General features: G+C 49.3%; 21 protein-coding genes. 11 read left to right on the forward strand and 10 right to left on the reverse strand.

From position 1 onward, the window contains the following. Positions 1 to 459 precede the first annotated feature (459 nt). Together tnpA and tnpB are read left to right on the forward strand one after the other, a co-directional pair. A complete protein-coding gene (gene tnpA / locus NDK47_RS07190) occupies positions 460 to 864 on the forward strand; it encodes an IS200/IS605 family transposase (protein WP_407653390.1) in 405 nt (134 codons plus the stop codon). Between the two features lie 2 nt (positions 865 to 866). Beyond that, on the forward strand, positions 867 to 1958 hold the full coding sequence (tnpB, locus tag NDK47_RS07195) for an IS200/IS605 family element RNA-guided endonuclease TnpB (RefSeq protein ID WP_251874172.1): 1092 nt from the start codon (positions 867 to 869) through the stop codon (positions 1956 to 1958). Here the strand turns inward: tnpB and NDK47_RS07200 are convergent. Then, positions 1921 to 2226, reverse strand: coding sequence for a hypothetical protein (locus tag NDK47_RS07200; protein ID WP_251874173.1), 306 nt, complete (start codon positions 2224 to 2226; stop codon positions 1921 to 1923). The genes tnpB and NDK47_RS07200 overlap by 38 nt on opposite strands. Positions 2227 to 2850: 624 nt before the next feature. Between NDK47_RS07200 and NDK47_RS07205 the strand changes: the two genes are divergently transcribed. After that, positions 2851 to 3672 carry an inositol monophosphatase family protein gene (locus NDK47_RS07205; protein ID WP_251874174.1) on the forward strand — a complete coding sequence of 274 codons (822 nt, stop codon included), beginning with the start codon at positions 2851 to 2853 and terminating at the stop codon, positions 3670 to 3672. A 168-nt stretch (positions 3673 to 3840) separates the two neighbouring features. On the opposite strand, the gene NDK47_RS07210 is transcribed toward NDK47_RS07205, so the two are convergent. Further along, on the reverse strand, positions 3841 to 4215 hold the full coding sequence (locus NDK47_RS07210; protein ID WP_251874175.1) for a hypothetical protein: 375 nt from the start codon (positions 4213 to 4215) through the stop codon (positions 3841 to 3843). 118 nt (positions 4216 to 4333) lie between these two features. Here NDK47_RS07210 and NDK47_RS07215 point away from each other — a divergent pair, with 118 nt between their 5' ends. Continuing rightward, positions 4334 to 5707 (forward strand): peptide MFS transporter, encoded by a 1374-nt coding sequence (locus NDK47_RS07215; RefSeq protein WP_251874176.1) that lies wholly within the window; start codon positions 4334 to 4336, stop codon positions 5705 to 5707. Positions 5708 to 5709: 2 nt separating this feature from the next. Here the strand turns inward: NDK47_RS07215 and NDK47_RS07220 are convergent, their stop codons facing one another. The 5 genes from NDK47_RS07220 to NDK47_RS07240 all read right to left on the reverse strand — a co-directional run bounded on the left by NDK47_RS07220 (position 5710) and on the right by NDK47_RS07240 (position 10331). After that, entirely contained in the window at positions 5710 to 6423 is a 714-nt protein-coding gene (locus tag NDK47_RS07220; protein ID WP_251874177.1) for a GDSL-type esterase/lipase family protein, read from the reverse strand. A gap of 615 nt (positions 6424 to 7038) precedes the next feature. Beyond that, positions 7039 to 7773: an amino acid ABC transporter ATP-binding protein gene (locus tag NDK47_RS07225; protein WP_251874178.1), complete on the reverse strand. Its 735-nt coding sequence runs from the start codon at positions 7771 to 7773 to the stop codon at positions 7039 to 7041. 14 nt (positions 7774 to 7787) lie between these two features. Continuing rightward, positions 7788 to 8486: an amino acid ABC transporter permease gene (locus NDK47_RS07230; RefSeq protein ID WP_251874179.1), complete on the reverse strand. Its 699-nt coding sequence runs from the start codon at positions 8484 to 8486 to the stop codon at positions 7788 to 7790. Further along, complete coding sequence (locus tag NDK47_RS07235) at positions 8473 to 9321, reverse strand: amino acid ABC transporter substrate-binding protein (RefSeq protein ID WP_251874180.1); 849 nt, start codon at positions 9319 to 9321, stop codon at positions 8473 to 8475. The genes NDK47_RS07230 and NDK47_RS07235 overlap by 14 nt, the downstream gene beginning before the upstream one ends. 179 nt (positions 9322 to 9500) lie before the next feature. Further along, complete coding sequence (locus NDK47_RS07240) at positions 9501 to 10331, reverse strand: amino acid ABC transporter substrate-binding protein (RefSeq protein WP_251874181.1); 831 nt, start codon at positions 10329 to 10331, stop codon at positions 9501 to 9503. Between the two features lie 320 nt (positions 10332 to 10651). On the opposite strand from NDK47_RS07240, the gene NDK47_RS07245 reads away from it, so the two are divergent. From NDK47_RS07245 to NDK47_RS07255, 3 genes are all read left to right on the forward strand, one after another. Continuing rightward, a complete protein-coding gene (locus NDK47_RS07245; RefSeq protein ID WP_251874182.1) occupies positions 10652 to 11053 on the forward strand; it encodes a hypothetical protein in 402 nt (133 codons plus the stop codon). 18 nt (positions 11054 to 11071) lie between these two features. Beyond that, entirely contained in the window at positions 11072 to 12010 is a 939-nt protein-coding gene (locus NDK47_RS07250) for an AEC family transporter (RefSeq protein WP_251874183.1), read from the forward strand. Positions 12011 to 12108: 98 nt separating this feature from the next. Continuing rightward, positions 12109 to 12921, forward strand: coding sequence for a stalk domain-containing protein (locus tag NDK47_RS07255; protein ID WP_251874184.1), 813 nt, complete (start codon positions 12109 to 12111; stop codon positions 12919 to 12921). An 84-nt stretch (positions 12922 to 13005) separates the two neighbouring features. Here the strand turns inward: NDK47_RS07255 and NDK47_RS07260 are convergent, their stop codons facing one another. Together NDK47_RS07260 and NDK47_RS07265 are read right to left on the reverse strand one after the other, a co-directional pair. Next, on the reverse strand, positions 13006 to 13482 hold the full coding sequence (locus tag NDK47_RS07260) for a hypothetical protein (RefSeq protein WP_251874185.1): 477 nt from the start codon (positions 13480 to 13482) through the stop codon (positions 13006 to 13008). A gap of 211 nt (positions 13483 to 13693) precedes the next feature. Continuing rightward, positions 13694 to 14167: a hypothetical protein gene (locus tag NDK47_RS07265; RefSeq protein WP_251874186.1), complete on the reverse strand. Its 474-nt coding sequence runs from the start codon at positions 14165 to 14167 to the stop codon at positions 13694 to 13696. A gap of 544 nt (positions 14168 to 14711) precedes the next feature. Between NDK47_RS07265 and abc-f the strand changes: the two genes are divergently transcribed. Together abc-f and NDK47_RS07275 are read left to right on the forward strand one after the other, a co-directional pair. After that, positions 14712 to 16877 (forward strand): ribosomal protection-like ABC-F family protein, encoded by a 2166-nt coding sequence (gene abc-f / locus NDK47_RS07270; RefSeq protein WP_251874187.1) that lies wholly within the window; start codon positions 14712 to 14714, stop codon positions 16875 to 16877. 115 nt (positions 16878 to 16992) lie between these two features. Continuing rightward, positions 16993 to 17721: a tubby C-terminal domain-like protein gene (locus tag NDK47_RS07275; protein ID WP_251874188.1), complete on the forward strand. Its 729-nt coding sequence runs from the start codon at positions 16993 to 16995 to the stop codon at positions 17719 to 17721. Between the two features lie 67 nt (positions 17722 to 17788). Here NDK47_RS07275 and NDK47_RS07280 read toward each other — a convergent pair whose 3' ends face one another. After that, positions 17789 to 18955 carry an MFS transporter gene (locus tag NDK47_RS07280; protein ID WP_251874189.1) on the reverse strand — a complete coding sequence of 389 codons (1167 nt, stop codon included), beginning with the start codon at positions 18953 to 18955 and terminating at the stop codon, positions 17789 to 17791. 168 nt (positions 18956 to 19123) lie between these two features. On the opposite strand from NDK47_RS07280, the gene NDK47_RS07285 reads away from it, so the two are divergent. Beyond that, positions 19124 to 19516: a hypothetical protein gene (locus NDK47_RS07285; protein ID WP_251874190.1), complete on the forward strand. Its 393-nt coding sequence runs from the start codon at positions 19124 to 19126 to the stop codon at positions 19514 to 19516. 2 nt (positions 19517 to 19518) lie between these two features. Continuing rightward, a complete protein-coding gene (locus NDK47_RS07290) occupies positions 19519 to 19719 on the forward strand; it encodes a YqgQ family protein (protein WP_251874191.1) in 201 nt (66 codons plus the stop codon). Positions 19720 to 19772 lie beyond the last annotated feature (53 nt).

Below are 19772 nucleotides of genomic sequence, written 5' to 3' on the forward strand. Positions count from 1 at the left end.
CCCAAGGTTGCGCTCCTTTATCCTGCGAATCCCCCTCCGCTGGGGCAGGGCTTCACAGTCGCAACGCAGGGAACCATGCTTCTTCTCGAAGCCGGTGCGTTATAAAAATTTGTGAGTGGAAGCGATGAAGAATAGGAGTAAACAGTTGGCTTTTGATCAGACCTCATCTTCTTTATGAAAGGCTGTGTTAAAGTTTAATGTTAATAATTTAAAGAAATTAAGGGAAACCCGATACAATTCTGGTTTCCCTATTTACAGCACAAATGTTTGCGGTAGTAGAATAATTATCATTCGCTCCGTAAAACCCCTTGCTTTAGCTATGGGGATATAAGGAACTTTGCTCTATATCCTCGTTAGGGGATGCTAAGAGCAAACAAAAAATAGTCCTTTTTTGCATCGTTGTTAGATGTGTACCATATATCTAACGAGATGTGGTATAATTAACCATAGGTGATGGTTTTGAGTAGATCAGTGGAAAGCAACCACAATATCATATTTGACTGTAAATATCACGTTGTCTTTTGTCCAAAGTATCGTAAAAAGGTTTTGAAAGAACCTGTAGACATTCGATTAAAAGAGTTGTTTCTTGAAAAGGCGATGGAACTACGTACCGAAATTGTTGGAATGGAGATCATGCCCGACCACGTTCATTTACTCATCAAGTGTGACCCACAATTCGGAATTCACCGAGTCGTAAAACATTTGAAGGGCTATACATCCAGAGTGTTGCGAATGGAATTTAAACATCTCAAAAGCAGGCTCCCTTCGCTATGGACAAACTCCTACTTTGTTGCCACCGTTGGAACTGTTCAACTGGATGTGATTAAGAAATACATTGAGTCTCAAAAGGAAAGGAGTGATTGAATATGCACAGAGCGTACAAATTTCGTCTATATCCAAACAAAGAACAAGTGATGCTCATCAATAAAACAATCGGCTGTACTCGCTTTGTATTCAATCACTTCCTTGCAAAACGGAAAAATGTTTACGAACAGGAAAAGAAAACGCTCAACTACCACGAATGCTCTGCCATGCTTACACAACTAAAAAAAGAGATCGAATGGCTGAAGGAAGTGGATTCGACTGCCTTGCAATCCACATTGAAAGATTTGGATTCTTCTTACAAAAAGTTTTTCAAAGAGAAAAAAGGCTTTCCCAAATTCAAAAGCAAGAAGAACCCGAAACAATCCTACACATGCAAAATGAATATCAAAATAGAAGGAAATCGCATCAAACTTCCTAAACTTGGATGGGTTGAGTATGCAAAATCAAGAGAAGTCGAGGGACGTATCCTATCGGCTACGATCAGACGAAATCCTTCGGGAAAATATTTTGTGTCGGTATTGTGCGAGACTGATATTCAACCACATCCGCAAATAGAACAGATTGTAGGAGTTGATCTTGGTATCAAGGATTTCGCCACTCTGTCTACTGGTGAGAAGGTAGCAAATCCCAAGTACTATCGTACGTATGAAAAACAACTGGCGAAGTGGCAAAGAATTCAATCACGTAGGCAAAAAGGCGGTAAAAACCGTAACAAAGCACGCATCAAAGTAGCTCGTTTGCATGAAAAGATTGCAAATACCCGCAATGACTTCCTACATAAGCTGTCAACCAAGCTGATTAACGAAAACCAAGTGATCTGTTTGGAAGACTTGCAAGTGGAAAATATGGTCAAAAATCACAAGCTGGCAAAATCCATTGCGGATGCTTCATGGTCTATATTTCGCACGATGCTGGAGTATAAGGCGGAATGGTATGGTAGAACGATCTCCATTGTCGGGAAGCAATTCCCTTCCAGCCAACTCTGCTCCACTCCAAATTGCGGATACCGAAACAAAGACGTGAAAAACCTCAACCTTCGAGAATGGACTTGCCCGAAATGTGGTATGAAGCATGATCGTGACGAAAACGCAGCCATCAATATTGAGCAAGAAGGACTTCGACTGTTGGCATAGCCAACTGAACTGTGGGACACACAGGGATAGCTTGGTGAATTTCACTCCGATAGGAGTGACTACCCAAGAATCCCCTGCCTTTAGGCATGGGGAGTGTCAAAAATTTTTCTATCTCTACTGTTCCGTCATCCATAAATTCAACTTCCCAACGTTGTCCTGGAACTGCAATTTCAACCATAATTGCTTCATCCCTCACTTTATTGAGCTTATAAAATATTTTACTTTTCTCTAATTTATTTAGAAAATTGATTAAATCTCTCAGCTCCATAAAAATATACACCATCCCTTCAATGATAACGAATAAGCCTGAAAACGGGAAAAAGAACTACACATTGAATTTTGCCAGTCGCAAACTGTAATTATCAACATTTACCTTTAACAGAGCCTTATGAAAAGTAATCTTCTTTTTCTTCCTAAACGATTTTGCTTTTCATATTTTAAAAAGCGGGTAGGAGCAGGAAGATCGGAGAAGAATCATGTTTCCCTGCGGTGCGACTGTGGAGCCCAGCTCAGCGGAGCAGCGGATGGCGGGAAACAGGGCCGCAACCTTGGGATGACCTCGGAGCGATGCGGCTTTTGCGGACCCCCGCCAGCCGCTGAGGAGCGGACAGTGAGTCCTCCCCGCAGGGCGGAATACGGAGCCAAGCAGGGAAATATGATTCTTCTCACTACGGCCACGTTGCGCGGACTTAAAAGCAGTCGAGAAAAGATAGAGACGAAAAACAGACGTAGTTGCATTTCGGACGTCTTTACGAGAATGGGAAGAAACAAAAGGGAGCAAGCAGATGTCCCAGGCTTATCAGAGCACACTTTACGCGTGCAAGCGTAGGGTGTACCAACAGGGAAAGTATGGTACACTAAAGGCAAAGTCAAGATGTGGGTGGCGATACATGTGCAGGCAACAACTTTGGAGACACTCAAGGAACTGGCTCTGGACTGCGCCCGGAGCGCGGGCGAACTCAGTCTCAAACGAATGAAGCAGCCGTTTACGGTGGAATATAAAACCTCCGCTTCCGATCTTGTTACAGCCGTAGACCAAGAGGTAGAGAAGCACGTGATCGATGCGATATTGCGCCAGTTTCCAGAGCATGGCATTTTGGGTGAAGAAAGTACATTTAAAGGTGACCCCCGCCAGTACGAAACGCTTTGGGTGATTGACCCAATCGACGGAACGACCAATTTTGTTCATCAGCATATCAACTTCGCGGTTTCCATCGCCGTCTACCACAAAGGGGAAGGATTGATCGGGGTCGTCTATGATCCGTCCCGGGACGAGATGTTTCATGCAGTGAAAGGGCAAGGCGCTTTTTTAAATGGACAGCGATTGCGTCTGGAAAAGACCGTGACCTTGGAGGAAGCCTTGCTTTGCACCAGTGTGTTTTGGAACAAGCAGGCTGAGCAAATGGGGATCGACCAGATTGTCAAAAAACTGGCCGGAAAGGTGCGGGGCATGCGTCTTTTGGGAAGTGCCGCGTTGGAGATGTCCTATGTGGCCGCAGGACGCCTGGATGGCTATGTCAGTCTCTCCCTCAATGCGTGGGACTTTGGAGCGGGACGCATTCTGGTGGAGGAAGCAGGCGGCCGGGTAACCTCGATGGACGGAAAACCACTGCCTTTTGATCAAAAAAGCAGCGTAATGGCTTGCAACCCGACCTTTTATGAAGAATTGCAACAATACATTCTGCGGTCAGAGCACGAACATGACCCGGTGTGAGATAAGAAAAAGAACTGCCTGGAATGAACTGCACCTCCCGTTGTTAGCGGTGTCTAACAAATGAGCGGCGGGTTCAGGAGGGCAGTTCTTTTTTTGTTAAAAAACAGTAAATGCGGGTTCTTTCAACATCAAGTGAGATTCACGAAGGGATATCGGTGGATCATGAAATCACAACAACCAATTGCGCACCAACAGAAAAGCTGAGAACAGAAAGCTGATGACAAAACCGATCAAGGTGACAGAGGCAAAACCAATAAACAGGGAGTACAGCGGTTCGATGATCCATTCCACGACAAACTTGACCAATGGATTGGAATGACTGCGCTTCTGATGAAAGAGCAGGAGTGTGACGGCAAGGGTACACGCCATCGAAAACATTAACGCGTAGCGGGCGATCAAGTAAAAGTAATCGGTATAGCCAAGTCTCGTATCGAGATCGAAAAACCAGGGGATATGATCCACTCCGATCGGAAGAAAAATGATACAGAGCGCAAAGCCGATCAAAAAACTGTAAAGGGCCGTTTTCAGTATAGGTTTCTCCAACTCGTATAATCCTCCACTTTTTTACAAACAGTATATCAAGAGTGAGAAAAGCATTCTACGAAAAATTGCCAAAAGACTGTGAAGATAAGAGAGTGGATAGCATCGGGGAGGGATCTGCATGAATACGGCCATACAATCACAGGGAGGAAAAACGAAGCATCCCCCAGGTTTGTATCTGCTATTTTTTACGGAGCTTTGGGAGCGTTTCAGCTATTACGGCATGCGGGCGCTCTTGACATTATACCTGACAACAGAGCTGGTCAGCGGCGGGCTGGGCATTGACAAGAGCGTGGCGATGAGTATTTACGGTTTTTTTACGGGAGCTGTCTACTTTACGCCTGTCCTGGGCGGCTATCTGACTGACCGCTTCCTGGGCAGACGCACTGCGATTACGATCGGCGGGATTACAATGGCAGTGGGCAACTTTCTTCTCTTTGCCATACCAAGTTCGGTGGGCCTCTGTCTGGGACTCGCTTTGCTGATCATCGGGAACGGTTTTTTCAAGCCCAATATTTCAACACTGGTCGGCGAGCTCTATCCGGAAAATGACAAACGCCGAGATGCAGCCTTTACGATCTTTTACATGGGAATCAACATCGGCGGATTTATCGCTCCGCTGGTTTGCGGCTTTTTAGCTGAAGAATATTTTAAGACAGTGTTTAATGATGTGGTGATCTACGGATTCAAATACGGCTTTTTGGCTGCTGCTGTCGGAATGGTGGTGGGACAGATTGCCTTCAATCTGTTGGGGGACCGCTATTTGGGAGAGATCGGGAAAAAGCCGATCGGCAAGAGTGAAGTGCCTGAATTGCAGGAGACAGCCAATCGGCCATTGACCCAAAAGGAAAAGCAAAGGACAGCCGTCATTGTGATTCTGGCTTGCTTTGTCGTCTTTTTCTGGGCTGGATTTGAGCAGGCCGGGAGTTCTCTGACGCTCTATACAGATTTATTTGTCGATCGAACGATTGATGGTTGGGAAGTGCCGACCTCCTGGTTTCAGTCACTCAACCCGTTTTTTATCGTTTTGCTGGCCCCCCTCGTCTCCATACTCTGGGTCAAATTGGCCGGACGGGATAAGGGCGACATAAAAATCCCGACAAAAATGGGGTTGGGCATGGTCATGCTTGGGCTCGGCTATATGATTTTACTTTTGGCTGTCTGGCAAACGGGGAGCGACGAAACGCACATCGCCGTCAAGTCGCCCATGATCATCATCATCCTGACCTATTTCATGCACACGCTTGGGGAGCTGTTTCTTTCCCCTGTCGGCCTTTCGATGGTGAGCTCGATTGCGCCGGCCAAACTGGCATCGCTCTTGATGGGAATCTGGCTGGCCAGCACCGGAGTGGCCAATGTACTGGCCGGCCAACTGGCAGCCTACACGCAATCACTCGGGTATTTTGAAGTCTTTAGTCTGATTGGCGTGCTGGCGATTGTGCTTGGTTTAGTGCTGCTGCTCGTGTCACGCAAGCTTGTACAGATGATGGAGTAGCATTACCCAATACGGATACCGTGACTGTTCAGAGTTTCCCGCAAAACGGACGCCATCAGGTTGTAACCCAGCACGTGGGGATGCAGACCGTCATCGGCCAAATCTTTTCGCAGGGTCAGTCCATCAGGATCTGTCAGATGCCGGTGGTAATCGACATAGATGACATCCAGGGCACGAGCGCACGCTTGCAGCGATTCATTGATACGGACAACCAATTCATTTCGGATTTCATTCCGGGCATATCGGTCCATACGAGTTGGCAACAGGGAGCAGAGAATGGGAGTAATTCCATGTGCTTTGGATTGCGTCAGCATTTCTTTCAACTCGGTCAAAATCTCTTGGTGCAGCTGTTCTGGTGTCTTTCTGTCCTGCGGCAGCCATTCATCCAGCGCCCATGTATTGTTGATGCCGAGCAAAATGATGACGAAGGCGGGACGGAGCTGCAGCACGTCGGCAGCAAAGCGGCGCAGGGCAAACGCGGTGGTATCGCCGCCAATGCCGCGGTTGACAATCACTTGTCCCAAGCTGCCGAAGTAGGTAGCTGTGTCCCACCAGTGAGTAATCGAGTCTCCGAAAAAAAGAAAATCGATTGGCCTTTGGTGAAAGAGCAGAGACTCGTTGTGAAAATCAAATTCATTTCGGCGTCGATCTGCTGCCGCCTCAACTGTGAACTTACCAGGTCTGATGAGATCGGGTCTTTTTTGTTCCAAAGCCATCCACTCGCTTTCCAGCCAATATTTTTTGGGGGGGACGAACCATCTGCATCTATCCTATCATGTTACAGGAGAGGGATTCCCCACAAAAGAAAAAACGGCACTTCCAAGGGAAGTACCGCTGTGTGTGGAAAAAAAGACCGCCCGTTAGAAGGGGGCCAACGGGCGGCAATGGAGGACGATATGTCCATCGTAGGGTCTGACAAGTCTTATCATAGATTTTCCTTGTTAAGTTCAGGTAGAGAAACCATAAAGGCTTTGTAAAATTTGCTTAATGGTATTAGCCCCAGCCCTTTTTCTGCTGTTTTTATCCTCTCGTAGACAGGCATCCATACAAGGGAGGGGATTCTCTCATATTCTGTGAAAGGGAGCGGCGAACACATAGAGTCCGCTTCCCGAATAGCAGAGGAGGGAATAGGTATGAGTTTTTTCGAAGGTAACTTTATCTGGATTATCCTGATCATCTTTTTGATTTTCGCCTTCTGTGACTAAGCTGTTCTTAGGATAGGAGAAAAAGAAAGGAAAAGAAGACACTGCGCATACGAAGACGAAGCTGCAGTGTCTTCTTTCTTTTTGTATGTGGTTTTGCCAGGAGAGGCAGAGCAATTTTAGCGCCGGTCATTTCAAATGCTGCAGGAATTGGCGCGTCCGCTCTTCTTTCGGCTTAGCGAAAAGCTGCTCCGGCGTGCCACGCTCCACGATGACTCCTTGATCCATAAAGATGATCTCGTCAGCCACTTCGCGGGCAAAAGCCATTTCATGCGTGACAACGACCATGGTCATCCCCTCCAGAGCAAGCTCTTTCATAACTTTCAGCACTTCACCGACCAACTCAGGGTCCAGTGCCGAAGTCGGCTCATCAAAAAGCATGACCTGCGGGTCCATGGCAAGCGCACGTGCGATTCCGACACGCTGCTGCTGCCCACCGGAGAGCTGGGCCGGATAATGGTCAAGCTTGTCCGCCAGGCCGACCTTGGTCAGCAGCTTGTCTGCTTTTGCTTTGGCTTTCTCCGGCTTTTCGCCTTTCACCGTAATAGGCCCTTCCATCACGTTTTGTCGAGCGGTCATGTGCGGGAAGAGATTATAGCTTTGAAAGACCATTCCGGTCTGTTTGCGTAGACGCAGGATATCCTGCTTGGCTGCCTTTTTGGAAAAATCAAGCTGGACAGAACCGATTTGCACACTCCCTGCAGAAGGGATTTCCAGTGCGTTCAGGCAGCGGAGCAAAGTCGTTTTGCCAGAACCGGATGGACCGATGATCACGACGACCTTGCCCTTTTCTACGGTCAGTGAGATGCCTTTCAGAACGTCCAGTGCGTGAAATTGTTTGTGTAGATTGGTGATGGTAATCATGTAGATGCTCCCCTTTAGGCGACGTAACGATCAAGCCGGTTCTCGATGCGATCCTGGATCACCGAGAGTACGAAACAAATCACCCAGTAGATCAATGCCGCTTCCGAGTAAACAAGCAGCGGCTCATAGGTGGCTGCGGCAATCTCCTGCGCTTTTCGGAACATCTCCGGCACCAGAATGGCAGCGGCAAGCGAGGTGTCTTTGACCAGACCGATGTACGAATTGGACAAAGGCGGCACCGAGACGCGCGCAGCCTGTGGCAGGATGATGCGGATCAATGCCTGCCGGTAGGTCATGCCGATGGAGTAGCCAGCTTCCCACTGCCCTTTGGGGATGGACAGGATAGCGGCACGTACCACCTCGGACGCATAAGCGCCTACGTTTAGAGAGAAACCGATCACGGCCGACGGAAACGGATCGATCGTAATCCCGATGCTGGGCAGTCCGAAAAAGATAATGAACAACTGAACCAGCAGGGGCGTACCGCGAATAATCGAAACATAGATGCGGGCAATGCCGCTCAGCACGTTATTCCCGGAAATACGGGCCAACGCGGTAAAAATCGCGATGACGAGTCCAATCACAAAAGCTACCAGCGAAAGAGACAGAGAAAAGGTAAGGGCGCCCTTCAAAAGCGGCCAGAAGGAGGTTTTCGCAATGCTTACCCATCGGTCAATGCGTTCCGGATTCTCGAAAAAGCTACTTAGAAACATCTTCACCAAACCATTTCTCAGAGATTTTTAGGAGCGTTCCGTCCTTGCTCATGTCGTCGAGCGCTTGATTGACGGCTTCGACCAGTTCTGTGCTGCCTTTGCGGAAAAGAAAGCCGTTTTTCGCCACATCCGGGTGCTTGGCAACGATCTTGATCGGTGTATCCGGTTTTTGCTTTAGAAAATCGAGCAGAGACAGGCCGTCATTGATGGTGATATCCACACGCTTGGAAACGAGCAGGTCGATCGCTTGATTGAAGCCTTCGACGGCGACGATATCTGCCCCGTTTTGCTTGGCGATATCTGTCAGATTGCTGGTCAGGGTTTGTCCTGCCTTTAATCCCTTGATGCTGTCAAAGCCTGTAACGGTGTTATTGTCTTTATGTGTAACCAGTACAGCGGTAGAGACGGTGTACGGAGCGGAAAAATCGTATTTTTCCTGACGGTCCGGTCTGATGCCGACCTGGTTGGCGACAACGTCAAAGCGTTTGGAATCAAGTCCGGCAAACATGGCATCCCATTGTGTTTCCTGGAAGACAGGCTCAACTCCGAGGCGCTTCGCGACTTCACTAATCACCTCAACATCATAGCCGGTCAGTTTGCCTGATTGATCGTGATACGTAAACGGTGAATAGGTGCCTTCGGTGCCAATCACCAGCTTCCCTTCCGCTTTTACTTTATCTAGCAAGTTTTGTTCAGTCTTTTGCTCGGTCGGGGCCGGTGCTGGAGCAGGGGCCGGAGCAGCGGTGTTGGATGAAGAGCCAGAGCCTGACGAGCCGCATCCTACAACGCCTATCAACAGAGACGAGATGAGAGCGGAAAACAATAGTTTTTTCATAAAATAAACCCCCACTAAACCGATGTGATTTGTTTAGAACATACTAAAAGTCTTTGCCTGTTTTGTCAATAAAGAAATCGGGAGCCCGACGGCAAGGAAAGGCGTGACTCCGGTAAAGGAAGAAGAAAAGTGGCAGACCGCGTTTCCCGGTGGAAAAAGCGATCCTGCCACTTGCTCTCTTACTTGGAAATATCCTCGCCAAACCATTTTTCAGAAATCTGTTTCAAGGTGCCATCCTGATGCATGCCGTCCAGCACCTTATTGATTTCCTGGATCAGCTCCTCGCTTCCTTTGCGGAACATGAACGCGCAAGGGAGACCTTCCTCTCTCACTTTGACGATTTTGATCGGCGTATCGGGTCTTTGCTTCAGAAAATCAAGGACAGTCAGGTTGTCGTTCAGGACGACTTCAACGCGCTTGGTTGCGATCAGCTCCATGGCGTTATTAAAGTTGTCGACCGCGACGATATCCGCCCCCAGATCGCGGGCCATGTCAGCGTAGTTGCTGGTCATCGATTGGCCTGCTTTCCGCCCTTTGATATCCGGGAAGTCCTTTACCGTCTCGTTGTCTTTATGCGCTACCAGCACTGCGCGGGAGATGGAATACGGCGTGGAGAAATCATATTTCTCCTGACGGTCCGGACGCACACCCACTTCGTTGGCAATCAGATCAAAGCGCTTCGCGTCCAGTCCGGCAAACATGGCATCCCATTGCGTCTCCTGGAAGACGGGCTCGACGCCGAGGCGTTTGGCTACTTCTGTCACCACATCTACATCATAGCCGGTCAGCTTGCCGGATTGATCGTGAAAAGTAAAAGGGGAGTAGGTGCCCTCTGTTCCGATGACGAGTTTGCCCTCTGCTTTTACTTTTTCCAGCAGGTTTTGCGGAGCGGCTGCCGATTGGTTGGGTGCCGAAGATTGATCTGGTTTGGCCGGTGCAGGGGAGTTCCCGCAACCCGCTACTCCAAGCAGTAGTGTCGAAATAAGTGCTGAGAAAATCAATTTCTTCATGATGAATCCCCCAGTAAGTTGATATGTTTTTATGGGTTCATACTAAAAGCCTTTTTCTCTTTTGTCAACGAAAACCTCCCCTTTTCATAGGATGCCTTTTTTTATGTTTGCTCATGACTGTGTAAAGCGAGAAGTCAGAATTCCTTCGCTGCAAACATGCTGGAAAGCAATCGGCAAAAGAAGGAGCTGTTTTTGGACAGGGAAGTCCTGGTTGAGTCTATGAAAAAAGAAGCGTAAAATAGGGACGTAGCATACAGGCCCCCGCCCTTCGGGTACGGGGGCTGCGGTATATAACCGAGGAAGCAAAGGAGAAGAGCCTCATGTTAAACGATTGGCGCATGTATACAGATGCGAGTGGTGTCGACCAAAATCACATGGCCTGGCACGAAGTATTGAAAGAGGTTGCCCAACTGAACGGAACAACGAGAACGCTGGTCCATGCCGCCTATGGCGATCATGTGGATCTGGTCGTAGCCGGGGGCAATCAGGGACAAGTGCTGGTCCAGTGGAAAGAGCATGATCCGCAGGAGCGTCATTACGTTTTGACTGAGGAGAAGCCTGATGGGGTGATGAGCACACTTACGATCGAGGGCGCTGATGTGCCGTTTCCGGCAGCTTGGTGTGTGCAGGTGGAAAAAGCGATTCCGGTATTGGGAGATTTGCTGCGTACCTGTGAAAAGGGAGAGCCCGCCGATCTCCGCTGGATTTCCGTGGAGGCATAGCGGGGAGGAACGAGGAAGATGGAAATGTCGCTGCTGCTCCAATCGATTTTGCTGATGGGTGCAATTATCGCGATCGGGAGCGCTATTGGTTATCGGCATCCGCTGACGGGGGAATCCCGTCAGCTCATCATCACGATTATCGTCAACGTAGCGATGCCGTGCATTATTCTGGACGGGGTCTTTCAAACCCCGATAGACAGCCAGACGCTGACGCAAATTATTGCAATTTTTTCTATTTCCGTACTATTGAATTGTTTAGGCATTTTGCTGGGCTGGCTGGGTGCGAGGACTCTGCCTTTGCCGGAAAAAAAGCGGCGGGAAATGGCGATTTTGTCCGGACTTGGCAATACTGGATTTATTGGATTGCCGCTCTGTGCGGCCCTGTTTGGTCCCAAAGGCGCTCTTTTGGCAGCAGTTTTTGATGCCGGTGTCGATGTGGTGATGTGGACTGTGGCCGTGATGATGCTGCAGGAGAGAGGGTCTTTCAGTCTGAAAGGATTGAAGGCAGTAGTAAATATCCCGATGGTAGCGATCGTGTTTGGACTTGGCTCCGCCATGCTGGGCTGGATGCCGCCTGAGCCGGTGAAGCATCTGGTCGGAACGTTGGCCAAGCTGGCCTCTCCGCTGGCGATGATGTACATCGGTATGCTGCTGCCATTATTATTGAGAAAAAAGCCGCACATCTCTTTGCCTGTCATCGGGATGCCGGTAACGTTCAAGCTCTTTATCTTCCCCCTGACGGCCGCCCTGCTGCTTTCCGTTCTGCATCTGGATGCGGAGATCACGCGCGTCACCATCATTCAGGTGGCGATGCCGACGCTGACGATGGCTTCGATTCTCTTTGCCCGTTATGCCGGAGATGAAGAGATGGGGGCCATGACGACCGTTTTCTCCACGCTGCTCGCTCTGCTGACGATCCCGGCTGTGATTATGGTAGGGAATTTGTTTTTTCACTGACTGATTATCTTCCATCATCAGGTGCTTGTGTGAAACATTTTGCGGTCAAAAGCAGTCATACAAGGTAAATCTGGCTGTAGGCAATGGAGGAATGCAACATGAGAGGGAAAAAAGCGATGGCGATACTGATCGGGCTGCAACTGATGATGGCGGTACCAGCCAGTGCAGCAGGCGGTCAGCCAGCGAGCCAGCCGGCACATAATCCGGGAAGTGCGTTGATCACCGTAAATGGTCATGTTACTCAGCTAAAGCAGCCGTCTGTCAATTTAAACGGACGAACCTATTTGGCGATAGAAGACTTGACTGACCTGCTTCACGCCAAATGGCAAACAAACGAGAAAAAGGAAGTCGTAGTGACCCTGCGTACGGGGGAGACGCTCACTTTTCAGGTGAACACCAACCGTGTTGCGGTGAACAACGAGTGGAGTGAGATAGGCCAAGGAGCCATCCTGCACAACAAAGAGATCTATCTCCCGCTGAGATGGGTGGTGGAGAGGGCCGGGCACGAATTGATCTGGAATTCCCAAACAAGGACGGTGGATATCGTGGCGCCAGAGGGATATGACCAATTCAAGCAAGTCGATTTTGCGTCGCTGAGCCAGGAAGAAAAGGATTTTGTCCAACAGGTAAAAAAGACAGCAGGTCTGCACAAGCAAGGGGATTTGTACGTAATCTCCCGCGGTCAGTCGCCCAATCCCGGCTATGGCATTGAGATTGTCGGCACCGAGTGGAGCTGGGAGCAGCTCAAAGTGTACGTCAAGCTGACGAAACCGGAGCAGGGGCGGATGTATGCGCAGGTGATTTCGTATCCGTTCGTTACCGCCAGGGTCACGCTGCCTCCGTACACGACGGTGGTTTTGCTCGATGCCGATACGAAGAAGCCTTTGTTTGAAGAAGCAGAGGGGAAGTAAGGTAGGGTGAATGTAGTCAGCAAAAAAGCGTCAGAACGCGCGGTCGGATACCAGACTCGCGATTCTGACGCTTTTTGCTTTGCGTTATTCCCTCTCTTGGTACGTCCACTTTCCTTTTGCCGGGTCGAGTCGAATCTCGAAGGATAAGGTTTCGCCGCTTTTTCGTGTGAAAGAGAAGGTGCCTTCCTTTAGCTCTTCGTCCAGGAGGATGATCGGGATCTGATCGCCGATCTGGGCGTATTTTTGCATGATTTTGTCCTGGACTTCGATAAAAGAGGATTGGATTTCCTCTGAGTAGATTTCTCCTATTTTCTCATCAAGAGGAGTTCTTTCGGTAAAATCTGTGTATATCCAATGATTTCCATTCATGTCTGTCAAAGTGTTCAAATTCTTAAGCGACTTCGTTTCTACGTCAATTCCCAAAGTATGAAGAGTTGACTGATGTCTTACTTTTTCCTTCATATCCGGATCTTCCGTTGCGTTGATTTGATTGCCAATGAATAAGGTTGTACCTGCAACAAGTAGGGCGAGTCCATAAAAAATTATTCTCTTCTTTGCCATTACTTAATCCTCCTTAGTTTATTTCAGCCACTGATCCAAAGAAGTTTTCATTTTACTCTCTCCGTATCATAGTCAGTTTTTATCAAATCACCGTTCACGTAGAAATATGAATAAACACGGGCGTAAGATAAATCAGACCCCTCTCCGGCAAAAAGCGTCGGAACATGCGGTCGGATACCAGACTCGCGATTCTGACGCTTTTTGCTTTGCGTTATTCCCTCTCTTGGTACGTCCACTTCCCTTTTGCCGGGTCGAGTCGAATCTCGAAGGTTAAGGTTTCGCCGCTTTTTCGTGTGAAAGAGAAGGTGCCTTCCTTTAGCTCTTCGTCCAAGAGGATGATCGGGATCTGATCGCCGATCTGGGCGTATTTTTGCATGATTTTGTCCTGGACTTCGATAAAAGAGGATTGGATTTCCTCTGAGTATTGTTTTTCGAATTTCTCCATGAATGGAGTAATTTCAGTAAAATTAGCATAAACCCATTTTTTATCCCTCTCATCTGTCAAGATTTCAAGGGTTTCTAGTGACTTTGCTTCTGCATTAATTCCCAAGGTTTGAAGGGTAGACTGGTGCATTACTTTCTCCATCATATCGGGATCTTCTGTTGCACGGATCTGATTGCCAATGAATAAGGTAGTACCTGCAAGCAAAAGGGCTAGTCCCAGCAACGTTACTTTTTTCCTCATTACCATAGAAAGCTCCTTTCCTTTTGTGATAGGGCTGCAGGGAAAATTGTGACTCTATTCCATACTAATCCATATCACGATTAGAATAAATGGGAACTTGGATGTTTTTTCCATATCCTTTTCTTTATAAGCCGATCACTTTTGAACGCAGCCTCTATTGCCTCGCCCGCTTATATCGTGTATAGTTTTAATTGGAATTTTTTCATTCTCAGGAAGGAGGTGCAAGGTACGTGTTTGGAGCTGTTCAGGCTTGGTTTATTGTGGAAACCAACAGTATGACCCATGATTTTTTGCTCCAAGGGAGAAGTCTGCCCTTTTTTGGTCATACAATCGAGCGGAACAAACCAGGCGTACCATGCATCGGAATTAGGAAACAGTAGCGGACGACTCGCGTAATCGCGTTCGTTCATTCTCCTATACGCGTAAACGATGCCGCAGGTGGTTGCCTGCGGTTTTTTTGTGTTCAAAATTTTAGTTCTAAAAGGCACATCGTGTTGCCGTTGTACGCATAATACGCACCATCCAACCTGAGGAGGAAAAGAAAATGATTATCGTATCTGCACAAAACATTTACAAAGGCTATGGCGCGAACCCTGTACTGGAAGGGGTTACGCTGGAGATAAAAGCAGGAGAGCGGGCTGGCTTTGTCGGCCCCAATGGCGCTGGTAAAACCACATTGTTCAAGCTGCTGGCCGGCATGGAGCAGCAGGACCAGGGAGAGCTTTTCCGGGCGCGAGGGAGTGTGTGGGCCTATTTGCCGCAGACGCCGATCTACCCGGAGGCGTGGACGGGACAAGACGTGATCGCCAGTGCCTTCGCGGATGGATTGCGTTTGCAGGAGGAGCTCAGGGAGCTGGAGAGACAACTGAGCCTCTGCACGGCAGAAGACCCCGATCTGGAGCGGCTGATCCATCGCTATCAGCAAAAGCAGGATGCCTTCGAGCAGTTGGGCGGCTACACCTGGGAAGTGCGGATGGCCCAGGTGGTAGAGGGATTGGGTATCGAAGGCCATCTCCTGTCCACCCCCTTTGTTCAGCTCAGCGGCGGTGAGAAGACCAAGATCGGCCTGGCAAAGCTTCTCTGCGAGAAAAGCGACGTGCTGCTTCTCGATGAGCCGACGAACCATCTGGATGTGGAGGCCATGGAGTGGCTGGAGGGTTTTCTGCGAGAGTATGAGGGAACCATTCTCCTGATTTCGCATGACCGCCATTTTCTCGATGCCGTCGTTACTTCGATCTACCATGTGGACGGCGGCGAGGTCGAGCATTATCACGGCAATTACAGTTATTTTGCTACGGAAAGGGAAGAGAGGCTGCTGCGCCAGTTTGAGGCTTACGAAGAGCAGCAGAAGAAGATCAAGAAAATGCAGGAGACGATCAAGCGGCTCAAAGAGTGGGGCAACCGCTCCAATCCGCCGAACGAAGCTTTCCATCGCCGGGCCAAAAGCATGGAAAAGGCATTGGCCCGAATTGAGCGGATTGAGCGACCGCGGCTGGAAGCGGAACGAATGGGACTTTCTTTTCAAAAAGCGGACAGAAGCGGCGAGGATGTCCTAATCGCCTCCAAGCTGCACAAAGCTTTTGGGGAGAAACAGCTAGTAAACGGAGCGGATTTGCTTCTGCGCTACGGAGAAAGGAAGGCCCTTCTCGGCCCGAATGGATGCGGGAAGTCTACCTTTATTAAAATGATGCTGGGAGAAGTGGCGCCGGACAGCGGTACGGTTCGGATCGGAGCCAGCGTCACGGTAGGTTATCTCTCGCAGCAAGCCCTGGAGGGGGATCAGCAGCGAAGGCTGATCGATGTTTTCCGGGAGACAGCCGGGATTTCCGAAGCAGAAGCGCGTCATCGTCTCGCCCGCTTTCTCTTTTACGGTGAGCATGTATTCAAGCGCCTCGGACAACTGAGCGGCGGGGAGCGGATGAGGCTGCGGCTGGCACAGCTGATGCATCAGGAGATCAATTTGCTGATTCTCGACGAGCCGACCAATCATTTGGATATCGAGTCGCGCGAGACGCTGGAGGAAGCGTTAACGGATTTTCGCGGTTCTTTGTTCATCGTGTCTCATGACCGCTACTTTTTGCAGAAGATGGTGAACGGCGTGTACTGGATGGAGCAAGGGCGTCTGGTGCACTACGAAGGATCGTTTCAGGAAGCTGTGGAGAAGAGAAAACAGGGGCGTAGCGAATCGGTTGTCTCATCAAAGACGGCGTCAAAGGGGGTATCTGTTCCTGCAGAGACTCCTGCTGAGACGTCACCAAAGTCATCGGAAAAGACTCCAACTGGGGAACCTGCTGAGCCTTTTGCGCAGACTTCATCACAGTCATCGGCCAAGGCTCCAGCTCAGGTACCTGCCAAGGCTATTGTTTCGACTTCTTCACAACCATCAGATAAGGATCAAGCTCAGGCCTCAGCCCAGACTACGGCCCAAGCATCAGCTCAGGCTTCGGCCCAGACTCAGGACCGAGTTTCCGTCCAGCCTCCCGCCGAGGCAAAAGTCAAGGAACCTGCGAAAAGGGTCAATGCCTTCAAGCTGGCAGCGCTGGAAGGCAAGATCGCCGAATTGGAAGAAAAACGGGAACAGCTGCTGCAGCTTTTATTCGAGGGGAGCGAGGATTATACGGAGCTGATGAAGTGGCAGAAGGAATTGGAAAACGTGGAGCAGGAGCGTGATGACTGCTATTTGGAGTGGGTCGCCATGCAGGAAGGATAACGAAATCATATCAGCAGGATATCGGCCAATCTGGAATTTGATTCCAAAGGGTGAGCAAATTTGTGTAACCATGCCATAGGCACTTCCGTAATAGTAGTGGTGAGGTGAATCAGGTTTGCTCTATTTATTGACGTTATTCGTCGTTGGACTCATAGGGATCACCCTGCGTTTTGTCATCAAGGGTGAATTCGACCTGGAACAACTGCTGATCCTGTCCATGCTGCCTATCGGAGCGATTCTGGTTTGGTTGCTCCAAAAGCGGCAGATCAGAAGAGATTCTACCTACCAGCCCAAACAGCCCGAGCCCCGGTGGCAATCTTCTGTAGCGGAGCGACATTCTTCCGGACGGAAGCTGCTTTATCGCGGCGGCGAGATTTACGCGACGTATTCTCGCTATTACAGAAAGCGTTGGCAGGAGATATTCAACCAAGTCATAGACGGCAAGGGAAATGGCTATCTGAATCTCTCGTTTACGAAAGCGGACGGGACTGCGATCAGGTTTGTGGATCAGAAGGAAAGCATGCTGCGTTGGAATGAAGCCTGGCAGATTGTCCAGGACGGGCAAGTAATCGGTGAGATTAAAACGGATTTTACGGTCAAGAACAGCGTTGCTCTGCAGGAAGGGATTACGCTGATTTGGAAGGACCAGTCCTACTATTTTAAATCCTTTCGACTGGATTCACGGACAGAAGTGATGCGGGATCAGCAAGTGATTGCCAAAGGCAAGCGTTCGGATCTGTTCCGCTCCCACTATCAGTTTGAAGTCATCACTGATCAGGTGGATGAGGAGGAAGAGTCCATCCTGGCGATGGTGTATGTACTCTTTGTCTATATCCATAAATAAAAAACAGAGCTATCTCCCGAAGTGGATGTATAGCTCTGTTTTTTTGGAGAGAATGATGTTGTCAGGCTTACCCTTCGGCTCTCTCCGGCAGCTGATGGGAACGGGTGCGGAACAGCACCAGCATGATCACCATCAAAACGCCGCCGAGGATAAAAGGACCGCTGAGATACCACTGGTAGACAGCGCCGCCTGCAAGCGGACCGAGGATACGCCCAAGGCTGTCCATAGAGCTGATTGCGCCGCTGGTGATCCCTTGCCCTTGACGGGTGCGCTGCGTGATCATGGCTGTTCCCGTCGCTCGGATCATCCCTTGGCCTGCCCCGAAGAGTGAAAGTGTCAAGGCGAGTGTCCAGAAATGGGCGGAAAGCGGGATCGCGAAGAACCCGATGGCATAGAGGGCCAGACCGAGGGTGAGGACCAGTGGCTCGCCCAGCCGCTTCACCATTTTGCCAATCAGTCCGCCCTGCACAAAGGCGGAGATAATGCCCATGACCAGGAACATGTTGCCCAAATCCTTCGAGGTAAAGCCATACAAGTCATTGATGTACAAAGCGAAGGTGGTTTCCAACCCGGAAAAGGCAAAGGAGACGATAAACATGATTCCGTACATCAGCGAGAGTGGACCGAAGACGACGGACAAGAGATTTCCCTGCTTCTCCCGTGCCACGCCCGTCCGTTTTTCTTTCGGCAAGCTTTCCGGCAGGGCAAACAAAATAATCAAAAAGGTTACAAAAGCAACACCGCCCGATGCAAAAAACGGGACAGCGAATCCAAACGGACTCAGGTATCCGCCGATCGCGGGACCAAATACAAAGCTGAGCCCGATTCCCGCACCGATAATCCCCATGCCCTTGGCCCGTTCGTCTGCGGGAAAAACATCCGCAACCATGGCTGTGACGGTTGGCAGTGCAGCCGCGGAAACAATTCCGCCCAATATCCGGTATACGAGCATTTCGGTATAGCTGCCAGCCATACCGAACAGGATAAACGTGATGGAAAAACCAAACAGGCCAAAGGCGATCAATGGTTTTCGCCCAATCCGGTCAGAAACAGATCCCCAGATAGGAGCAAACAGAAATTGCATGATGTTGTAGCTTGCGAACAGAATGCCTATTTGAAAGGAGGTTGCGCCGAGTTTTTCGGCAAAAAACGGTAGAATCGGTATGATGATCCCGAACCCCAGCATGGTTAAAAATGCGATCAAAAACAAGAGGGGAAGGTACTTCTTTTTCACACACACTTACCTCTTTCCGCCAAAAAAATTAGATGATGTTTCCACCTTACGTGAAGGTCTGGATGAAGTCAAGCAAGCCAGCGTTACGGATGGAGCGAGACGTGGTATACTGGGAGAATGACATACATTCGTCAAACGAAACAGCGGAGTTAAGAGGTGTGTGATAGGATGTCTACCGCCATGATGGTCTATCTGGCTTGGGAAGAGGATGACTGGCTGGATGAGGTTCTCGATCGTTTTCCTGAAGTACGCGCAATGGTGCCGAATGTAAAAACCTGGCAACTGCTTCAGGAGGAACGGCATATACATGGACTGGACCGATACGTCATTGTTCTGAATGCCGCCCATGAGCAAGAGGAGTGCCGCCAATTTTTGCGGCTGCTGCAGGAGAGTGAATCGTTTTCGCGTGATTCGCTTTATATTGTGGGATTGAAACCGGAGGAAGAGGAGAGCTGGCAGCGGGACTATCCGCAAGCAAAGATTATTGTGATTACGGGTTTTGCCGTCGAATTCGACTATGATGCCGTATTGTCACAAATGGAATCCGATCTGGAGGGGTAGCCTTGAACAGACGTGAAGGGTTTGACCTGCAATCTTTTCTGAAGCGCTATAGTCTCTTCATTTATACGGGAGATCCGGAGGGTGACCTAATCTTGCTCGAAGATGAGATTCGCGAGCTCTACCAGTTGGGCATGATCGAAAAGGAAGAAATGTTCGAGGCTTTGGGGGCTGTAAAGAAACAGTATTCAAGAGAGGAGCGGTAGAAGCCGCCTCCTCTTTTTTTCTTCATCTGAAATCTTAAGAAAATCTTCAGTTT

Origin of the sequence: Brevibacillus ruminantium, assembly GCF_023746555.1 — a bacterium.
GTDB lineage: Bacteria > Bacillota > Bacilli > Brevibacillales > Brevibacillaceae > Brevibacillus > Brevibacillus ruminantium.

Coding starts and splice junctions, on each gene's coding strand:
- NDK47_RS07265 (WP_251874186.1), bottom strand. CDS start 14,167: ATGAGGAAAAAAGTAACGTTGCTGGGACTAGCCCTTTTGCTTGCAGGT.
- NDK47_RS07255 (WP_251874184.1), top strand. CDS start 12,109: ATGAGAGGGAAAAAAGCGATGGCGATACTGATCGGGCTGCAACTGATG.
- NDK47_RS07215 (WP_251874176.1), top strand. CDS start 4,334: ATGAATACGGCCATACAATCACAGGGAGGAAAAACGAAGCATCCCCCA.
- NDK47_RS07230 (WP_251874179.1), bottom strand. CDS start 8,486: ATGTTTCTAAGTAGCTTTTTCGAGAATCCGGAACGCATTGACCGATGG.
- NDK47_RS07245 (WP_251874182.1), top strand. CDS start 10,652: ATGTTAAACGATTGGCGCATGTATACAGATGCGAGTGGTGTCGACCAA.
- tnpB (WP_251874172.1), top strand. CDS start 867: ATGCACAGAGCGTACAAATTTCGTCTATATCCAAACAAAGAACAAGTG.
- NDK47_RS07250 (WP_251874183.1), top strand. CDS start 11,072: ATGGAAATGTCGCTGCTGCTCCAATCGATTTTGCTGATGGGTGCAATT.
- NDK47_RS07220 (WP_251874177.1), bottom strand. CDS start 6,423: ATGGCTTTGGAACAAAAAAGACCCGATCTCATCAGACCTGGTAAGTTC.
- abc-f (WP_251874187.1), top strand. CDS start 14,712: ATGATTATCGTATCTGCACAAAACATTTACAAAGGCTATGGCGCGAAC.
- NDK47_RS07235 (WP_251874180.1), bottom strand. CDS start 9,321: ATGAAAAAACTATTGTTTTCCGCTCTCATCTCGTCTCTGTTGATAGGC.
- NDK47_RS07285 (WP_251874190.1), top strand. CDS start 19,124: ATGTCTACCGCCATGATGGTCTATCTGGCTTGGGAAGAGGATGACTGG.
- NDK47_RS07260 (WP_251874185.1), bottom strand. CDS start 13,482: ATGGCAAAGAAGAGAATAATTTTTTATGGACTCGCCCTACTTGTTGCA.
- NDK47_RS07240 (WP_251874181.1), bottom strand. CDS start 10,331: ATGAAGAAATTGATTTTCTCAGCACTTATTTCGACACTACTGCTTGGA.
- NDK47_RS07200 (WP_251874173.1), bottom strand. CDS start 2,226: ATGGAGCTGAGAGATTTAATCAATTTTCTAAATAAATTAGAGAAAAGT.
- NDK47_RS07225 (WP_251874178.1), bottom strand. CDS start 7,773: ATGATTACCATCACCAATCTACACAAACAATTTCACGCACTGGACGTT.